Annotated in this window: 14 protein-coding genes; all 14 read left to right on the top strand. The window is 28.0% G+C overall.

Annotation, left to right across the window (positions count from 1 at the left end):
• Positions 1 to 38 precede the first annotated feature (38 nt).
• Entirely contained in the window at positions 39 to 824 is a 786-nt protein-coding gene (locus JOC62_RS13555) for a phage tail domain-containing protein (protein ID WP_204595817.1), read from the top strand.
• A 154-nt stretch (positions 825 to 978) separates the two neighbouring features.
• Positions 979 to 3,912 (top strand): hypothetical protein, encoded by a 2,934-nt coding sequence (locus JOC62_RS13550; protein WP_204595816.1) that lies wholly within the window; start codon positions 979 to 981, stop codon positions 3,910 to 3,912.
• Positions 3,913 to 3,930: 18 nt separating this feature from the next.
• Positions 3,931 to 6,150 (top strand): hypothetical protein, encoded by a 2,220-nt coding sequence (locus tag JOC62_RS13545; protein ID WP_204595815.1) that lies wholly within the window; start codon positions 3,931 to 3,933, stop codon positions 6,148 to 6,150.
• A complete protein-coding gene (locus JOC62_RS13540; RefSeq protein WP_204595814.1) occupies positions 6,151 to 6,348 on the top strand; it encodes a hypothetical protein in 198 nt (65 codons plus the stop codon). It begins immediately after the preceding gene.
• A gap of 1 nt (position 6,349) precedes the next feature.
• Positions 6,350 to 6,559: a hypothetical protein gene (locus JOC62_RS13535; protein ID WP_204595813.1), complete on the top strand. Its 210-nt coding sequence runs from the start codon at positions 6,350 to 6,352 to the stop codon at positions 6,557 to 6,559.
• Positions 6,560 to 6,571: 12 nt separating this feature from the next.
• Positions 6,572 to 6,835 carry a hypothetical protein gene (locus tag JOC62_RS13530; protein WP_204595812.1) on the top strand — a complete coding sequence of 88 codons (264 nt, stop codon included), beginning with the start codon at positions 6,572 to 6,574 and terminating at the stop codon, positions 6,833 to 6,835.
• Between the two features lie 70 nt (positions 6,836 to 6,905).
• On the top strand, positions 6,906 to 13,049 hold the full coding sequence (locus JOC62_RS13525; protein ID WP_204595811.1) for a prophage endopeptidase tail family protein: 6,144 nt from the start codon (positions 6,906 to 6,908) through the stop codon (positions 13,047 to 13,049).
• On the top strand, positions 13,042 to 13,260 hold the full coding sequence (locus tag JOC62_RS13520; RefSeq protein ID WP_204595810.1) for a hypothetical protein: 219 nt from the start codon (positions 13,042 to 13,044) through the stop codon (positions 13,258 to 13,260). The genes JOC62_RS13525 and JOC62_RS13520 overlap by 8 nt, the downstream gene beginning before the upstream one ends.
• A gap of 93 nt (positions 13,261 to 13,353) precedes the next feature.
• Positions 13,354 to 13,857 (top strand): cobalt ABC transporter permease, encoded by a 504-nt coding sequence (locus JOC62_RS13515; RefSeq protein ID WP_207758198.1) that lies wholly within the window; start codon positions 13,354 to 13,356, stop codon positions 13,855 to 13,857.
• 77 nt (positions 13,858 to 13,934) lie between these two features.
• On the top strand, positions 13,935 to 14,132 hold the full coding sequence (locus JOC62_RS13510; protein ID WP_204595809.1) for a hypothetical protein: 198 nt from the start codon (positions 13,935 to 13,937) through the stop codon (positions 14,130 to 14,132).
• 76 nt (positions 14,133 to 14,208) lie between these two features.
• The gene (locus JOC62_RS13505; RefSeq protein WP_204595808.1) at positions 14,209 to 14,406 is read left to right on the top strand and encodes a hypothetical protein; all 198 of its coding nucleotides are present in this window, start codon (positions 14,209 to 14,211) and stop codon (positions 14,404 to 14,406) included.
• Entirely contained in the window at positions 14,396 to 15,238 is an 843-nt protein-coding gene (locus JOC62_RS13500; protein WP_204595807.1) for an LPO_1073/Vpar_1526 family protein, read from the top strand. The genes JOC62_RS13505 and JOC62_RS13500 overlap by 11 nt, the downstream gene beginning before the upstream one ends.
• Before the next feature lie 89 nt (positions 15,239 to 15,327).
• Positions 15,328 to 16,146 carry a peptidoglycan recognition protein family protein gene (locus JOC62_RS13495; protein ID WP_243425078.1) on the top strand — a complete coding sequence of 273 codons (819 nt, stop codon included), beginning with the start codon at positions 15,328 to 15,330 and terminating at the stop codon, positions 16,144 to 16,146.
• A gap of 286 nt (positions 16,147 to 16,432) precedes the next feature.
• Positions 16,433 to 17,004, top strand: a 572-nt coding sequence (locus tag JOC62_RS13490) for a DUF2971 domain-containing protein (RefSeq protein WP_204595806.1), incomplete at its 3' end; no start/stop codon positions are given.

Here is a 17,004-nt window from a genome sequence, read left to right as displayed (position 1 = left end):
TAAAATATAAATTTTAAAGTAAAAGGTGGTGATTGATATTGCAATTTAGAGATGGATACTTTCAATTTGATGGTAAAAGCAGTAAGGATAAAAACTTAAAAATAGTTAGTGTTGATGGTGGAAATAAAGATATTATATTTGGAGTTGAGCAAGAAATAAAAGAATATGATTCTGCAACAGATATTCCGATATATTTAGGCGTTAAAAGGAAAGTTCCTACAATACCAATTACAATAATGAAAATGAATGAATACAACATAGCTAAACCATATAAAAAAGGTGAGTTAGAAGAAATATGTAGGTGGTTATTCCAAAAGGAATATAAGCCCTTTGTGAGTTTTGATAATACAGGAATAGTTTATTATGTTATTTTTACCAAAGGAAGAAATTTTGAAAATGCAGCTAAAGAAGGATATATAAATTTAGAAATGCGATTAAATGCACCACATGCATATAGTAATCAATTAATTGATTATTTTAGAGTAAATGGAGAAAAAAGAGTTGAAATATATAATAGCTCTAATTTAGAGAAGTTTATATATCCAGACATAGAAGTTGAATTACTGAATGGAACTACAAGATTAGAGATTATAAATGAGTCTATTAATCAGAGAGTTATATTTGATGGCTTAGAATTTAACGAACATATATATGTCTACAATGATGGTCTTAAAGATGTGGTTAGCATGAATGATAAAAATAGAAATATATTCAATAAGTTTAATAAAGAATGGCTAAAGCTAAATTATGGTAGAAATAGACTTAAAATAATTGGTGAATGCAATATTAAATTTATAAACCAACATCCAATAGCACTAATGTAAGTAAGGAGGTGATATTATTTTCAGAAAAGTAAAGATAAATTCAAGGGATGAAGTTTTTAAAGCTATTTTATATAAAAACTGTAGAGAAGAAATATGCGAAATACCTAATGAGTTTATAGAGAGCATAGATTATAAATTAGAAGACTTTAGTGTTATGACATTAACTATACCTAGTAAGGTTACTCATAAAGAAAAAACAATTAAAAATTTAATATACGATAAAGTTAAACCAAAGAGATTTATAGTAGTTAATGAAAGTGAAAGATATATAATTAGTGATATAAAAATCGAAGGTAATAAAGATATATCCAAAAAGAAAGTTACTGCTAAATCTTTTGAATTTGATTTATTTAAGAAAGATATATCAGTTCCAGATGGTACTTTTCAATTATATAAAGCCAAAGATGAAAAAATTGATGTAGAAGAAGGGATACTGAATTGGATTGAAACTCAGACTACATGGAAAATAGGATATGTTGATTCTATGGCTAAAGCTGACACTGGTTTTTATGATGAAACAAAAGATATAAAATTGTATGAGCCATTAGTAGTTAAAAATGTACAGAGGGATACTGTGCTTTATGACATACCAGTTAATATAGACATTGGAAATAAGGCATTAAAATTCAGTATAAAATATTCAAATATAAAGTCTACGGATAATAGAAGTAGTGATGTTCTTAAAGAAGAAAACTATGAGCATGACTTTGATAAATTTGGACAACCTATAGTTAATATAAAAGCCAGTTATGGTATAAGTGATGACTATAAATGTGTTATTAAATATGAATTCAAACTTAAAGATGGATTTGTAAAAAAAATAAAAAAAGACTTTACATATTTAGAAAACTTAGATGTTGATATAAAAAGCATATATTTGACTTATAATACTGGAAATAAAGTAGTAAGAACAAAGACTAAATATAGAACTATGGATAAAGGTACTCATCAATGGTTGCCATTTTTAAGGGATATAACCGCTACTGCATATGATTGTTTATTTGAGTTCGATACTTATAATAAAATAATAAATGTAATAAGTAGAGATAATTTGGGTAGAGATTCAGGATTCTATTTGTATTACGATCAATATATGACTGGAGTAGAAAAGGATTTAAGGGTAGATGAAGTAATCACTAGACTTGTAGTAGAAGGTAAAGATGGTATTAGTATCAATGAGGTAAATCCACTTGGCACAAGCTATATAGAGGATTTTAGTTATATTATAAGACAAGGGAACATAAGTAATGAATTGCAAATAGCTCTAATGAGATATGAAAAATTAACTCAAGAAGTATTCAATGAGTGGCATAAACTTAAGGAAGAGAAAGATAGTAAGTATCAAGATAGCCTATATTTAGAAGCGCAGCTTTCAGATTTAAATGAAAAAAAGAAGGTTCAAGATTCTTTAAAAGTAGCATATATAAAAGCTGGTGAAGAAAAAAGTGAGTTAGCTGCTGATGATTATAAGAAAATAGAAGAAGAAATAAATAAATTAATGAATTCTATATCTAAAACAATGAAGGATTTAACATCATTAAAAGATAGTATAAGAATAATAGATGATAAAATGCAAGAATGCAATAAAAAAATAATTAAAAAAGATGCTAAAGATTCTGATGGAATTATATTCACAGATGAGGATCTTAATGAGTTAGACGAATTCATATATTCCGAAAGACAACAAGATGATTATTATACAGATTCAGATGAGTTGTATCGTAATTCTAAATTGGTTCTTGAGGAAAGAAATAAGATACCTATATCTTTTAAAAGTAATGTAGCAGGATTAACTAAACACCCTAGAGGTTGGAAAAATGTAGTTTCACTTGGTAATAAGGCTCATATAGTCTATGAAGATGGTAATGAGGATATTGAAGATGGAACAGTAATTGTAACTGGATTTAAATATATCCCGCCTAAGAATAATGTGAGTGGAAAAATAGACAGTGTTGATTTAGAAAATAAATTAAAGAAATATCATGACTTGAAAACTATAAGAAATGTAGCTAGAAAAGCTGATTATAGTAAAAATGCAATATCAACTTGGAAAAATACATGGATAGATAGTACATCTACAAACATGGTTATTAGAGATATAAAAACTAAAGGTATTGATACATCTAATGTTGCAATTACAAGTAGATCAAATACAAATCAAACAGATATTACAGACTCAGGGGTATGGTGTACAGATAAAAGCAATGGCACTACTAATAATCAAATGTATATTGGTAGTGGGTTTATGGCAGTTACACAAGATAATTGGACTAATTGTAAAGTAATAGCTGATGATAAAGGGGTTGTTGCTAAAAGTATTTTTGGAACTGGTGTAGTGGGAGAAAGGATGAATTTAGCAAACCCAAATAATACATTTAGAATAGATAAAAATGGGCTTAGTGTCTATAACGAAGATAAAACATTAAAAGCTAGATTAGGATTCTATGAAAGTAATGGGAAAACAATGTGTAGCTTTTTGATGTATGACAGCAAAGGTAGAATTATGATTAGCGGTGATGGTATGGCGCAAATTGATACTATTTCTAAAACAGATAATATTGGTAAATATCATCCATTAAAAATGTATTGCCCTATATCGAATGGAGTAAAAGAAATTAGAAGTGCTAATTTGTTTGTTCATTTAGATAAATATAGATCTTCTTTTAAAGGCGTAGAAGATGGAGGAAAGAAAGAGGTAGTAACGTCAATAGACTCTAATGGGACTGACTATTTTATTTTAAACAGCTATAGCGATAATTTTGAGACACTAGGTAATATTGCTACTTTTAAACAAAGTGCTAGAAAAAATATTACTAATGATATTTATCAAGACGATACACATAATCATATTGTTAATATGCAGAATCACGGACATGAACCAATATATTCTATAGTTGAATACGGCATGCCTAGAAATGTACAAGTGGTGGTTAATGGAAAATTAGTAACAAGCGGTATAAATGAAGATATTAATTTAAATATTGGTAGACATCTAAAGTTAAACGGTGTAAATATAATAGAAATAAAATCCGATACAAATGGTAGAATAGATGCTCTACTTTCATTAAATGAATTTGTATCAATATAAAAGAAAGGAGAGTGTTAAATGAAGAATATTGAGAAGATTATAACTAAATATCATATTGATAAAGATGGAAATCCGCAGTCAATACATATAATAAAACCATGTCAAGTTTCACCAGTACATAATCAAGTATTATTAGAAGAGATACCTGATGAATTTAAAGGCGTTAGTATTATACAGCCAGAAGGAATGTATCAAGTATTCAATTTTGATGAAATTGAACCTAACTCATATTATATCAATAATAATTCTACTATATATTTTGATAAAAGTATGGCTGGTAAAGACGTAATAATTGATTTTCATGGTATTGGGGTAGAACTTATTGGTGCAGATAGGATATATACAGTTTTAGATGCTAATGGAAATGTTATAGAAACATTAGGGGATGTTTTAAAAGAAGGAAAAATAGTTCTAGATGCTATAAAGACTATGGGGGATGTTATAGTTGTAACAAAAGAATTAAAAGATACAGTAAATGAAGCAAAAATACTAGAGCCTAAACTTGCAGAAGATATAAGAGTTGGAACTCCATTAGACTTAGCATTAAAAAGTGACATAAATATAGGGCAACCACTACTAGATAAATTAACGCCTGTTGTAAATACAGGAGTGGAGCTAAATAAAGAATTACCTAAAAATGTGGATATAGCAAATAAAGCCAACGAAACTTTAAAAACAACAACTGTTAGTGCAAAAGGTGCTACTAAAGAATTAAATATTGCTATAGATGAAGCTAGTGAATTAAAGGATATAAAATTAGATGTTGAGAAAAAATTAGATGAGATTAAACAAGGTCTCGATACAACTAAAATATCAATAAGTGAGACTGAAAAAAGTATTGGAGTTAAAGTTAAAGAAGTTACTGATCCAATAATTGATGATATAAAAGTAAATCAAGGAAATATAAAGACTCAGGCTGATGCAACTAAAAGGCTTAATGAGTTGCTTGAATCAAATGTAAAAAAAATAAATGAAGCAGAAAACAAGATTACTCCAACAGCTATAATTAACAGTGTGAATGAAAGTTTAAGTAATGGTGAAGTGTTAGGGGGAACATCGACAGTTTTAGATAAGAATAAATTTGTTGTTAAGGATGTAGATAATTCTAGAGTAGAACTAGAAAAAGGAAATATAACTGCTTACAATACAACAAATAAAAAAACTTATTATATGAGCGATAGTGAAATAGGTATATGCTCCAAGGATAATAGTGATCCGCTTGGGATAATTACTTCGGTGTATAAAAAGACTTTAAATGATGGTGTATCATTAACTACTCCAGGAGGAAATATAAAAGGAGTTGGTATATTTGCAGGTGACTATGCAGGATATCTTACCTTGGGACATGATGATATATGGGGTGATGATAGCAAATATGATGAGTATATTACCTTTAATAAAAAAGGTTGGGGACATGTGTATACAACACTAGATTTTCATGATAATCAAGTTAGAGGATTAACTTCAATAAATCGTTGGGGTAAAGAGGATACTTTGATGAATAGTATATGCGTAAGTGGAAATCAGGTAAATACAAATTCAGCAGATGGTAACTTATGGCTTAACTATGGTAAGGGTATAGATACATATAATGCACATCAGGATGATATTAATGTGAGAATAGGTAGAGGATGGAATAATGGACAACATGGACAATTGGTTTGTCAAGATTTATGGGTTCATGGTAGCAAGCATAATATAGTTAACACAAAAGAACTGGGTTTTATAGGACTTCATGCGTATGAAATGGCAGAACCACAATTTGGCGACAATGGTGGAGGCACTATAAATGAAAAAGGTTATTGTTATATTTATTTAGATCCTATATTTGTTAAGACAGTAAACACAGATATAGAATATAGGGTACACATTGATATAATTTCAGATGACTTAAAAGCCAAAGTTCAATGTTGTGAAAAGCAAGCTAATTATTTTAAAGTAATTGGAACACCTGGAACTAAATTTGATTGGGAAGTTAAGTGCAAGAGAAGAAATTATGAGACAAATAGACTAGATAGAACAAGAGAAAAAGTATTCATGGATAATGGATTGAACAATGGAAACTTAGATACAATTAAAGATATATCAAAGGAAAATTTAGATAAGAATCAACAAACATTATTAGAATTAGTATCATTAAGTCATGTAAACAAGAATCAAAATATAGATAATTTAAAAGACATGATTAAAAATACAAATAAAAATAATTTATTATTAGATGAAAGGAATGATTTATAGATGAAGACATTAACAGGATTAGCAATAAGTGAGGTCGTAGAAGGAAAGATGATAACGTTTACTTATTCTGAAATAAATTCAGAAGGTGTAATTGTTAGAAATAATGAGAGAGAAAGTAGAATAGTTATGGATGAAGATCTTAAAAAGAAGATTCAAGAAGTCCAAGATTATGTAAAAACTAATTTATTAGGAGCGTAAGATGAGAAAAAATATACTTTCAGATGAATTAAAGAGTCAAATCTTAATAGATTTAAAAAATGGAAGTAATTTTATAGGGGGTTATCATTTAATAAGAGAGCTATTTATAGCTTGGAACATGGATATATACAATATTCCAATATTAAATGATAGGCTTTTAGAATTATATACGGAAAATGGTAAGATAAAATTTAAAAATAATTATATTTAAGGAGGAATTGTAATGGAAAACGAAACAACAAGTAAGATAGTTTCAAATATAAGAGAAGATATAAACATAAGTGGGAGTGTAAACACTGATAATGGTATACAAATAATGTATATGTCATGTAGTTTAAATCGTGATACATTTGGAGCAAATATAAACGTTGTAGTAAATGATAAAGAATTGTATAAAGCAAATGCAGTAGAAGTACAAGCTAAGTACAAAGAATTCAAAGATTTAGCTGAAAAGAGAGCAAATGAATTAGGAAATATAATATTTTAATTAAAATATAGATCGTTAGGTCTGGCTAAGACCTTTAATTAAAATATTTAAAAGAAGGGAGTTAGACCAAGTGAAAATAATACAAATATTTGATATTAATAAAAAGAAAATTTGTGATTTAAAAGAATATAAAAATATAAAGATAGAATCTTTCTTAGAGAGCGGTGATGAATCGCTCTCTTTTTATATGAGAAGAAATAGTGAATTTTATAATAATATATTGGAAGAATGCTATGTACAAACTGGTGAACAAGAGTATGTCATAAAAAATAAGAAGATAATAAATGAGGAATATGCTTTATTAGAGTGCCAACTTAATTTAGAAGATTTAGAAGCAATTATATTAAGTAAATTTGATAATAATAGAATAAATATAGATGAAACTATGAATAAAGTATTATTAAATACAGGATGGAGCTTTAATGTAACAAATTCAAAAAAAATAAGAAGAATCTTAAGGATAGATAGTAACGTCTTGGATGTGATTAAGAATATATTTGAAGTTTATAATTACAAACCGATTTTTAATACATTATCAAAAACTATTTCTATAAGGATTAGCGAGGAAAAAGGAGTATATAATTTCGATGAAATAAATATAAAAAGAATCGGAGATAATTCGTATGATTATGCAACTAGAATGATTCCTAAAGGGATTAATAACCTCGATATAAGTAAAATAAATAATGGAAAGAATTTCGTAGAAAATCATGTCCACTCAAATAAGATAAAAAGTATATACTGGAAAAACACTAATTATTCTAATCCAGAAGATCTTAAGGAAGATGCTGAAATTCGGTTGTCTCAATTGGCAAAACCACGAGAGACTTTTATTGTAAAGGTAAGCGATTTATCTCAGATTAGTAAAATTAATATCTTAGATTATAGAGTTGGAGATAAATTAACACATAAGAATTTAATTAAAACAGAGATTTTAACAATAATTAGACTAATTAATTATCCTGATAACATTTATAATAATTTAGCTATTATATCAAATTGTACTTTAAATTTTCCAAAGCCAGAAGAAAAACTTAAAGAAATAGCTAATTTAGTAAGCAATGCAATACTAGATGATGGAACTATAAATGGAAAAGTAATAGACAATATAGATGTTAATCAGATTCAAGATTTTAAAAATAAAGTTAGTGATGCAGCTCAAGTAAATAAAATATTATCTCAAATAGATGAGATGAATTTAAATAAAGTAAATGTAGCAGAACTAAATGCAACAAAAGCTAAAATAAATGATCTTGAAGTAACTGGAACTGCTACAATCAGAAGGCTTAATGTAACAGATGCTAATATAGAAAATTTAAAGACTCATGATTTAACTACTATAAATGCTAATATAAAGAATTTGAAGGTAGAAAAAGCTGAAGTTAATGATTTAAAAGTAATTAATGAGGATGTAACAAAGTTAAAAGCTGAAGATGCAAATATAAAGAATGCAGCTATAGAAAATTTAAAAGCAACAAATGCTGAAATAACGACACTAAAAGCCGAAAAAGCGGATATAACTGGACTCAATGCTGCTGTAGGAAAGATTGGAGTATTAGAAAGTAAAACAGCAAGTTTTGAAAATGCCCTAGCTGGGAATTTAACAGCAGATAATTTTCATGCAAATTCTATCACTGCTGGAAGTGGAATAATTGCAGAAGGTGCTATAGGAGATGCACAAATTAATTCTTTAAGTGGTAACAAGTTGAACTTTGGAACGGTTGATACATCTAAAGTGACTATAGCTGGGTCAACTGGCAGATTTAGAATTGTAGGAAATAAACTTCAAGTCCTAGATAATAAAGATGGAAAACTATATGAAAGAATTATGTTAGGGATAGATGACAATAATAAGTCTACTTTAGCTTTAAGGGGTAAAGATGGACAAACTACTTTAATTGATGAAAATGGTTTGACTGATGCTGGATTCACTAACGGATATGGAAAAATTGATGAGAATTCTTTAGATGCATCTAAGTTTGATAAGAATAGCATAGTAAGACAAGTAAATGGATCTACTGAAACTATTAAAGGTACTAAGGTTCAAATAGGTGATAGAACTTTAGATGTTGAATTATCAACTCAAAATAACACTATTACAGAGCATGGTAAGGAATTATCAACTCAAAAAACTACAATACAAGCTTTAGACAATGCTATTAAGTTAAAAGTAGATAATCAAACATTTACACAGTTTACAAATACTATTAGCACTGATATTAATACTACTAAACAAGATGCTATAAAACAAGCCAATAAAAATACTATTGATTCTATAAATAATATTAAAATAGGTGGAAGAAACTTTTTTAAGAAAACTACACCTATGAATCAATTGGCGGGTAAAGTAACTTTAACTAGAAATAATAATGAGAATGGATTTATATTTGAAGGTAATCAAACAGGTGAAAATATAGCTAGAATTTCAGGAGTAATTACAGAGAATGGTTATTGGACATTTAGTGCTTTAGTTTCTACAAATGCAACAGGAAGTCCCACTATGAATATTGATATATGTGATAAAGATATTGAAAATATTAGTATACCTGCTGGCGGTGGAGGAGCTGATTTTGGTTCATATAAAAAGATAGTAAAAACTGCTTATATAAATAATTATTCTTCCAATACTTATAATTTTGTAGATATTCAATACAATGCTTGGGCAACCTTGAAGTTTAAAAATGTTAAAATAGAAAAAGGAAATAAACCTACAGATTGGACACCTGCGCCCGAAGATATTCAAGATAATATAGACAATGCAATTAATAGCGCTAATGCTTATACAACAGCTCAAATAACAACTGTAAATACTAATCTTAGCAAAGCTACAAGTGAGGTTAATATATTAAAAGAACAAATATCTACTAAAGTAAGTCAATCTGATGTTGATAGAAGTATTTCGAATATAGAGTTTGGTGGAAGAAATTTAATTTTAAAATCAGATTTACTTAAATTTAATCCTAATAATACTGGGTTAGGAACTTCTACTTTACAGAGTGATAATACAGGAAAGTTTTATAGAGCTATTCCAGATGTGGGGAAAACAGTTTCTTTATATTATTTTTGTACAGGCGATAATATAAGTGAACAGCTAGTAACTGACTCAAAAACATTATATTCTATGTCATTAGATGTTAGAGTATCTAAAGATTCAGTTGTATCTAGATTTAATTTTGAAAATGAAAAATGGAAACAAGTTTCTTTATCAAAAGACCAATGGACTAGAATCAAGCTAGAAGGGTTTACGCTACCTAGTACAACCAATAAGGCTTTAATAATTGCTCTAGATAGCAGCCCTAATGTTTATTTAGACTATAGGAATTTAAAGATAGAAAAAGGTACAAAATGTTCCGATTGGACACCAGCACCTGATGACTTAAAGGCTATAATTGATTTAGCTAAGAAAACAGATGAGAAAATTAACCAAGTTTCTACTGAATTAAAACAAACAAAAGAGAGTTTTGGAGTTAGTGTAAATAGTTTAAATAGCAAGACTTCGACTATAGAAACAAATATAAGCAATACTAGTACACTTTTAAACGGGAAAATTGATAAGGCTAAGATAGATGCGATAAATAATGCAGTTAATCAGGCGAAATCAATAGCTGATTCAAAAAAGAATGAGGCAATAAATACTGCAAATCAAAATACAAATAATAAAATTAATGAAATAACTATAGGATCAAGAAATTATTTTATTAATGGAGATTTCTCAGAGCCTATTATATCAGGAGCTGGGACAATAGTAGACGTAACTGGTGAGGGATCTAAAAAAGTTCCGTTTAAAAAATGTTTGTATTTATCTAATAAGCAAGGAATTTCTGGTTACGACTTAATTCCTGGACTTAATATAAATCCTAACGCATTTAACGGTAAAAAAATTGCAATATCATTTTGGGCGAAATATAGAAATGTAACACTAGGCGTGAATGACTGGAATAGATTAAGATTTGGAGAATTAGATGTATTTGGAACTGATTCATATGCTTGGTATCCAGGTATATTAAGTGTGGTCGGTACTAATGAAACATGGACTAAATATAGAGGTTTTATAGATTTATCAAATTGTGATGGTAAAACTATAACTGGGCTTAATGCTAAGTTTTTACTTGAAGGAACTTCTGCTGGAGAAGCATGGGTGACAGGGATTCAATATGAGATAGGAAGCAAGATAACTGATTGGAAACCTGCTGTAGAAGACACAAGAAGTAATATTGAAAGTGCAAAAGGTGAAGCCATTAATAGTTCTAATTCTTATACTAATTCAGCTAAACAACAAGCTATTGATTCTGCAAATAGTCATGCTAATTCAATTGCTGAACAAAAAAAGAATGAGGCTATTTGGGGATCAAGAAATATTCCAGATACAAGAAATGATAATCAAAGTCCAGGTTGGTATTTTAAGACTTATCCTAATCAATCTATTACTGAGTTTAAATATTCAAATTCTATAGGTATAACAGCAAGTGGTAATCCATATGGTACTCTAGAGACTAAAGTCCCTTGGGGAGATGCAAGTGGTGGTTATCCAGTACAAACTTTTAGAAGTAATAGTACAGCAACGTATCAAAGACATGGTACAAGTAATACTACTTGGAGTGGATGGATTCAAATAGAAGATACACAAGGTTCACAATCTAAAGCTAATACAGCTAAGAATGAAGCTAATGGGTACACAAATACACAAATAAATACTGTTAATAGTAAAGTAAGTAATGTTCAGAGCAATTTAAATGTGTTGAAAAATGAAATAAATACAAAGGTTTCTAAAAGTGATATAGATAAAACAGTTACTAATATTAATAATCAAATTAAATTATCAAATGAAAAAATAAATACCGCTGAAAGTAGTTTTACGCAAAAAACTAACAGTATAAATTCTAAAGTATCACAAATAGAATCAACTACTAATACTTTAAATGGGAAAATTACATCAAACACCAATAGAATTAGTAATGCTGAAAGTAAAATAACTCCTAATGCAATAGTTAATAGTGTAAATAGCAACATTGCAAGTGGAGGAGCTATTAAGGGTACTTCTACTATATTAGATAAAGATAAGTTAACTATAAAGGATTCAGATAATTCTAGAATAGAACTTCAAAAAGGTGGAATATTTGCTTATAACACAACAAATAAAAAGACATATTATCTTAATGATGGAGAAATAGGAATATGTGCAAAAGATAATTCTGATGCATTGGGGATACTTACTTCAGTATATAGACAAGATGGAGATTTTGTAAATAAAACATACCCTTACGGTAATATGAAGGGAGTAGGACTATTTGCTGGAGACTATGCTCAATATATAGCTTTAGGACATGACCTAATTTGGGGAGATGACTCAAAATATCAAAGTTATATAATTTGTAATAAAAATGGATGGATTCATTTGGGAACTGGACTTAATTTTAATAGTAAAGAATCAATATACAATTTAGTAGGATTAAATAAAAAACAATCAAGTGAGCTATTTATAAGTGAATTGTCTATATCGAATAACCAAGTAAATACCAATAGCAGTGATGGTAACTTATGGCTTAACTATGGTAAAGGTTATGATTGCTGGAAATCAGGACAGGATAATATCAATGTGAGAATAGGTCGTGGATGGAATAATGGTCAACACGGAGGGTTAGTATGTCAAGATTTATGGGTTCATGGCAATAAACATAGGATTGTTGATTGTGGAGATTTAGGATTCATAGGAATGGAAGCTTATGAAACTAGTAGCCCTTATTTCGGAGATATAGGCAATGCAAAGCTTGATGAAAATGGAGTTTGTTATATTGTATTTGATAGAGAGTTTATGGAAGTAACTGATACAAATGTAAATTATAAAGTAGATATAAGTATAGTATCTGAGAATTTAGACGTGAAAGTTCAAGTCGCTAAAAAATTTATAGATAAAGTTAAAATTATAGGAACTCCAGGAACTGAATTTGACTTTGAAATAAAAGCAATACAAAAAGGTGTGGAGCAAAAAAGATTTAAAAGAATAGATGAGAAAAGAAATGAAAAGGTTAATTACAGTATAAATGATGAAGTATTAGGGAAGCAGCCTAGTAAGAATATTGCTAAAGGCGAAGGCGTTATGGATGATATGGAATTATTAAGAAGCACTAGATATAAAGAGATAATGAATAATAAAACAACAAATAAGGCATATGAAATTTTAAATTATATGGAGGGAGTGATGAATAATGGCTAATTTTAAGAACATAACATCAGTTGGATTAACAGAGGATAATGGAGTAAAGATTATAGCTTATAGCTATGATGAAATTGATGAGACAACAGGAGAAAGAAAAAAGCTAAATTGCAAAGGATCAAGGGTAGTAGTAAGGTCAAAAACAGAGGTTCTGACTGCTATAAAAACATTAAATGATTTTGCACAAGAGTTAGCAGATTCAGAAAGTTAATATTAAAAATAACAATAAATATATTCAATATTAAGGGCTTATTTAATAGTCTTTTTTTATTGCACAAAAATAATAAGAAAGAAGGAATGTTAGATGAAAGATGTATTTATTAATCAAATTTTATCAAGTGTACTAAGTGCTTTAGCGTTAGGATTCACAAGTGCATTAGTAGTACTAATTAAGAAAGGGGGCGATGCTTTTATTAATTTCTTAGATAGTAAGAAAGACTTAGTTAATCAAGAATTAAAAAATAAAAAGTATGAGCATTTACTTATTGTTGCAAGATCTGTTTGGAATATAGTTGAAGAAAACTTTAGGATAACAGAGAATGTAACTGATATTGTTAAAAGTAAGCAAGATGAATTTGATAAGTTATTACTAGAAAAAGTACCATACTTAACAAAAAATCAAATTGCAGATGTAAGACAAGCAATAGCAGGTGAAGTAAATAAAGGAAAGACTATGCTGAATGAAGATGACTTAAAAAAACAAGCTACTGAATTAGCTGGTAGAAATAATGATTTAGAAAGCGAAAATGATGAATTAAAAAATAAATTATCAGCAATAGCTAATTATGTGCCAACAAATAAACAATAAATGAAAATAGTGAAATCTAAATTATTAATTAAATACGTTTGAGAAAATAATTATTAGAATTATGAGGAGGTTTAAAGATGGAGAAAGAAACTCTAGTAAAATCAATATTAGTTAAATATATATGTGACTATTGCAATGAAGGAAATGTAATTCCTACAGGTGAAAATTATTGGGAGTATAATCCTCCCAAATTTGAACATAAATGCACTAAATGTGGTAAGAGAATATTACTGAATGATAAATATCCACTTATAAGATATAGAAGTTTAGAATAAATAGAACTTTTGACAAAATTTTCAACAGTCCTTAAAATATAAAGTATAAAATTTATATTTTAAAGGAGGAAATACTTTGAAGTGGATTATAGAAAATAAGGAGTGGCTTTTTAGTGGAATTGGAGTAACTATTTTGGTGGCTATAATAGGCATATTTATTAAAAAAAGAGTTGATGGTAAAATTGTACAGACAATTAATTCAGGTAATAATTCTACAAATATTCAAGGTGGGGAAAACGTAAACATAAAAATTGGAGGTCAAGATGATGATTAAAGGCCAAAAAATAAATAGTGGTGATAACTCTACAAATATTCAAAGCAACGAAGTTACCATTATCAATAATTCTGGTATATCATATTCTGATGTTAAGGATATTGCTATGAACGTATTTAAAAGTAATTTTTATGATTTAGGAGAAAAAGTTGAAAAAATAATTCAAGAACGTGCTGAAGAAATATTAGATGAATATTTAGAAAATTTAAATTCAAAAAATCCTGAATATATAAAAAATACAGAAGACCCTGATATTAGATATGTTATTTATGAAGCGCAGAAGAGTTATGCTAGACGAGGTAATCAAGTCTCTAAAGAGCTTTTAGTTGAAACTTTGGTTAACAGAACTGTTAATAAAGGAAACTCCATTCAAGAATTAGTTTTAAATGAATCGTTAAATATAATACCTAAAATTACATCTAAACAGATAGATATATTAACATTAATATTTATAAATAGGTATGTTAACTATTTAATAGAATATCCAATAGATGTCTTTAGTAATTTAAACTCTATAATTAGATCAGATATGATAATTAATAATAATATGGGTTTATTTGGGCATCTTGAATACACTTCATGCCTTAACGTTAGTATAGGAAGTTGTGATTATAATAGAATTATTGAATTGAAATTTCCACAAATAAAAAATACTGAAGAAGCTAAAAAAATAATTAATGGAAACAGAGAATTATCACTAATGGAAAATATGTGGGATAACTCAAAATTATGTAATAGTCTACTTACAAGTGTTGGTATTGCGATAGCTATAGCAAATATAAAAATAAAAACTGGAATGAATTTTGATTTAGGAATTTGGATAAAAGAATAATTTTAATATATTAGAGCTTAGTATACTAGGCTCTTTTTTATTATAAAAATTTAATATAAAAATATTTAATAAGAAAGAAGGAATAAACTATGAAAATTAATACAGTATATTTAAAAGGACAAGACCAAGTAACAGGGTGGAATAAACCTAATAAGATAATAATCCATCACCCAGAGTATTATGGATCAGTACAAGCATTAAATGATGTAATGAGAAATATGAGATTTACTATGATTGGTTATAACTATTATGTTAGAAAAGATGGTTCTGTGTGGAAAGGTAGGCCAGATAATGTTACAAGTGGTAATTGCTATGGACAAAATACTCAAAGCCTAGGAGTATGTTTTGAAGGTAATTATGATAAAGATTCATCTATGCCAGATGCTCAATTCAATTCAGGAGTAGAACTTATTAGATATCTAAAATCTAAGTATGGAATTAACGAAGTAAATGGACATAAGCATTATTATAATACAGCTTGTCCAGGAAGAAATTTCCCTTTAGGTAGAATGTTAAATGCTATAAAGGGTTCAGGTTCTTCACATATTGAGGAATCTACAGGAGGTACAGCACTATGGCAAGTATCTATAAGTGGAGATGAAGTTAAGGCATTGCAGAGAGAGTTAAATAACCAATGTGGAGCTGGATTAAAGGTAGATGGTTATTTGGGTGAAAGTACATTAAATGCTTGTATTACTGTAAGAGAAGGAGCTAGAGGAAACATAACTAGACTTATACAACAAAGGTTATTAAATAGAGGATATACAAGTTTAAGGAGTCACGGAGGTGCTGATGGTTGTTTTGGAGCAGGAACAACTACAGCTATAAAGAATTTACAAAGAAATAAGGGATTAGGCGTAGATGGAATAGTTGGAAGAAATACATGGAAAGCTTTATATAGTAAATAAATGTACAAAGAAAAAATGATAGGAAATATTAGGATTAAATAACAAATAGATAGAGGCATAGATATTATTAATTTAGTATCTACGTCTTTTTTGTTTTATGTCTTAATTTTATTTGAAATAATATATTATATATGTTATCTATAAGACATAAAATTATTCTAGAAAGGTAATATATACTTGAGAATCTAGATTACTTTTTATGTTATGTATTATGAGAATTTGATATCTGGAGGTAATATGTGGTAAGGTATTTATAGATAAAAATTAATGAAGTTGAGGAAAATACATGGAATATAAAGAATATGATAATGGAAAAGATTTGTACCACTTTACTAATATAAACAGTTTAATGAGAATAGTTTTAACTAATCAATTTTTATTTAATTCAATAAAAAATATGAATGATATTAATGAAAGTATATCATTCTTTGAAAATGAATATAATAAAAAAAAATTTGATATTTATATAGAGGAATATGTAAAAGACGATTTAAAGCACATGTTTGATTTTGAACTAGAACAAAAAATATATCTAGATAATAAGGATAGTAATTTAGCGAAAAAAGAAATAATTAATGATTGGTTAAAAAAAAGAAATTTTAGTGCAGCTAGTAGAATAGAAGAAATGATAGATGCTTTTATGGGGAATATTAAATTGTGTTGTTTTAATGAAATAGGAAATGAAACAATTATTGAAAAGCATTTATTATGGGGGCATTATGCTAAAAGTAATACTGGAATGGCAATTAAGTTTAATAAGGATAAATTAATTAGTATTTTTAAATCTAAAATTAATAAACAGCAATTAATATGTTATGGAGAAATTAATTATGAAAATAAAGATTCTATAAGAAAAAT

The organism is Clostridium sardiniense (assembly GCF_016907995.1).
GTDB lineage: Bacteria > Bacillota > Clostridia > Clostridiales > Clostridiaceae > Clostridium > Clostridium sardiniense.
Note: the sequence above shows the minus strand (reverse complement) of the source record. Positions and strands in the feature narration are given on the sequence as shown.

Coding starts and splice junctions, on each gene's coding strand:
- JOC62_RS13545 (WP_204595815.1), top strand. CDS start 3,931: ATGAAGAATATTGAGAAGATTATAACTAAATATCATATTGATAAAGAT.
- JOC62_RS13540 (WP_204595814.1), top strand. CDS start 6,151: ATGAAGACATTAACAGGATTAGCAATAAGTGAGGTCGTAGAAGGAAAG.
- JOC62_RS13495 (WP_243425078.1), top strand. CDS start 15,328: ATGAAAATTAATACAGTATATTTAAAAGGACAAGACCAAGTAACAGGG.
- JOC62_RS13535 (WP_204595813.1), top strand. CDS start 6,350: ATGAGAAAAAATATACTTTCAGATGAATTAAAGAGTCAAATCTTAATA.
- JOC62_RS13515 (WP_207758198.1), top strand. CDS start 13,354: ATGAAAGATGTATTTATTAATCAAATTTTATCAAGTGTACTAAGTGCT.
- JOC62_RS13500 (WP_204595807.1), top strand. CDS start 14,396: ATGATGATTAAAGGCCAAAAAATAAATAGTGGTGATAACTCTACAAAT.
- JOC62_RS13550 (WP_204595816.1), top strand. CDS start 979: ATGACATTAACTATACCTAGTAAGGTTACTCATAAAGAAAAAACAATT.
- JOC62_RS13530 (WP_204595812.1), top strand. CDS start 6,572: ATGGAAAACGAAACAACAAGTAAGATAGTTTCAAATATAAGAGAAGAT.
- JOC62_RS13510 (WP_204595809.1), top strand. CDS start 13,935: ATGGAGAAAGAAACTCTAGTAAAATCAATATTAGTTAAATATATATGT.
- JOC62_RS13520 (WP_204595810.1), top strand. CDS start 13,042: ATGGCTAATTTTAAGAACATAACATCAGTTGGATTAACAGAGGATAAT.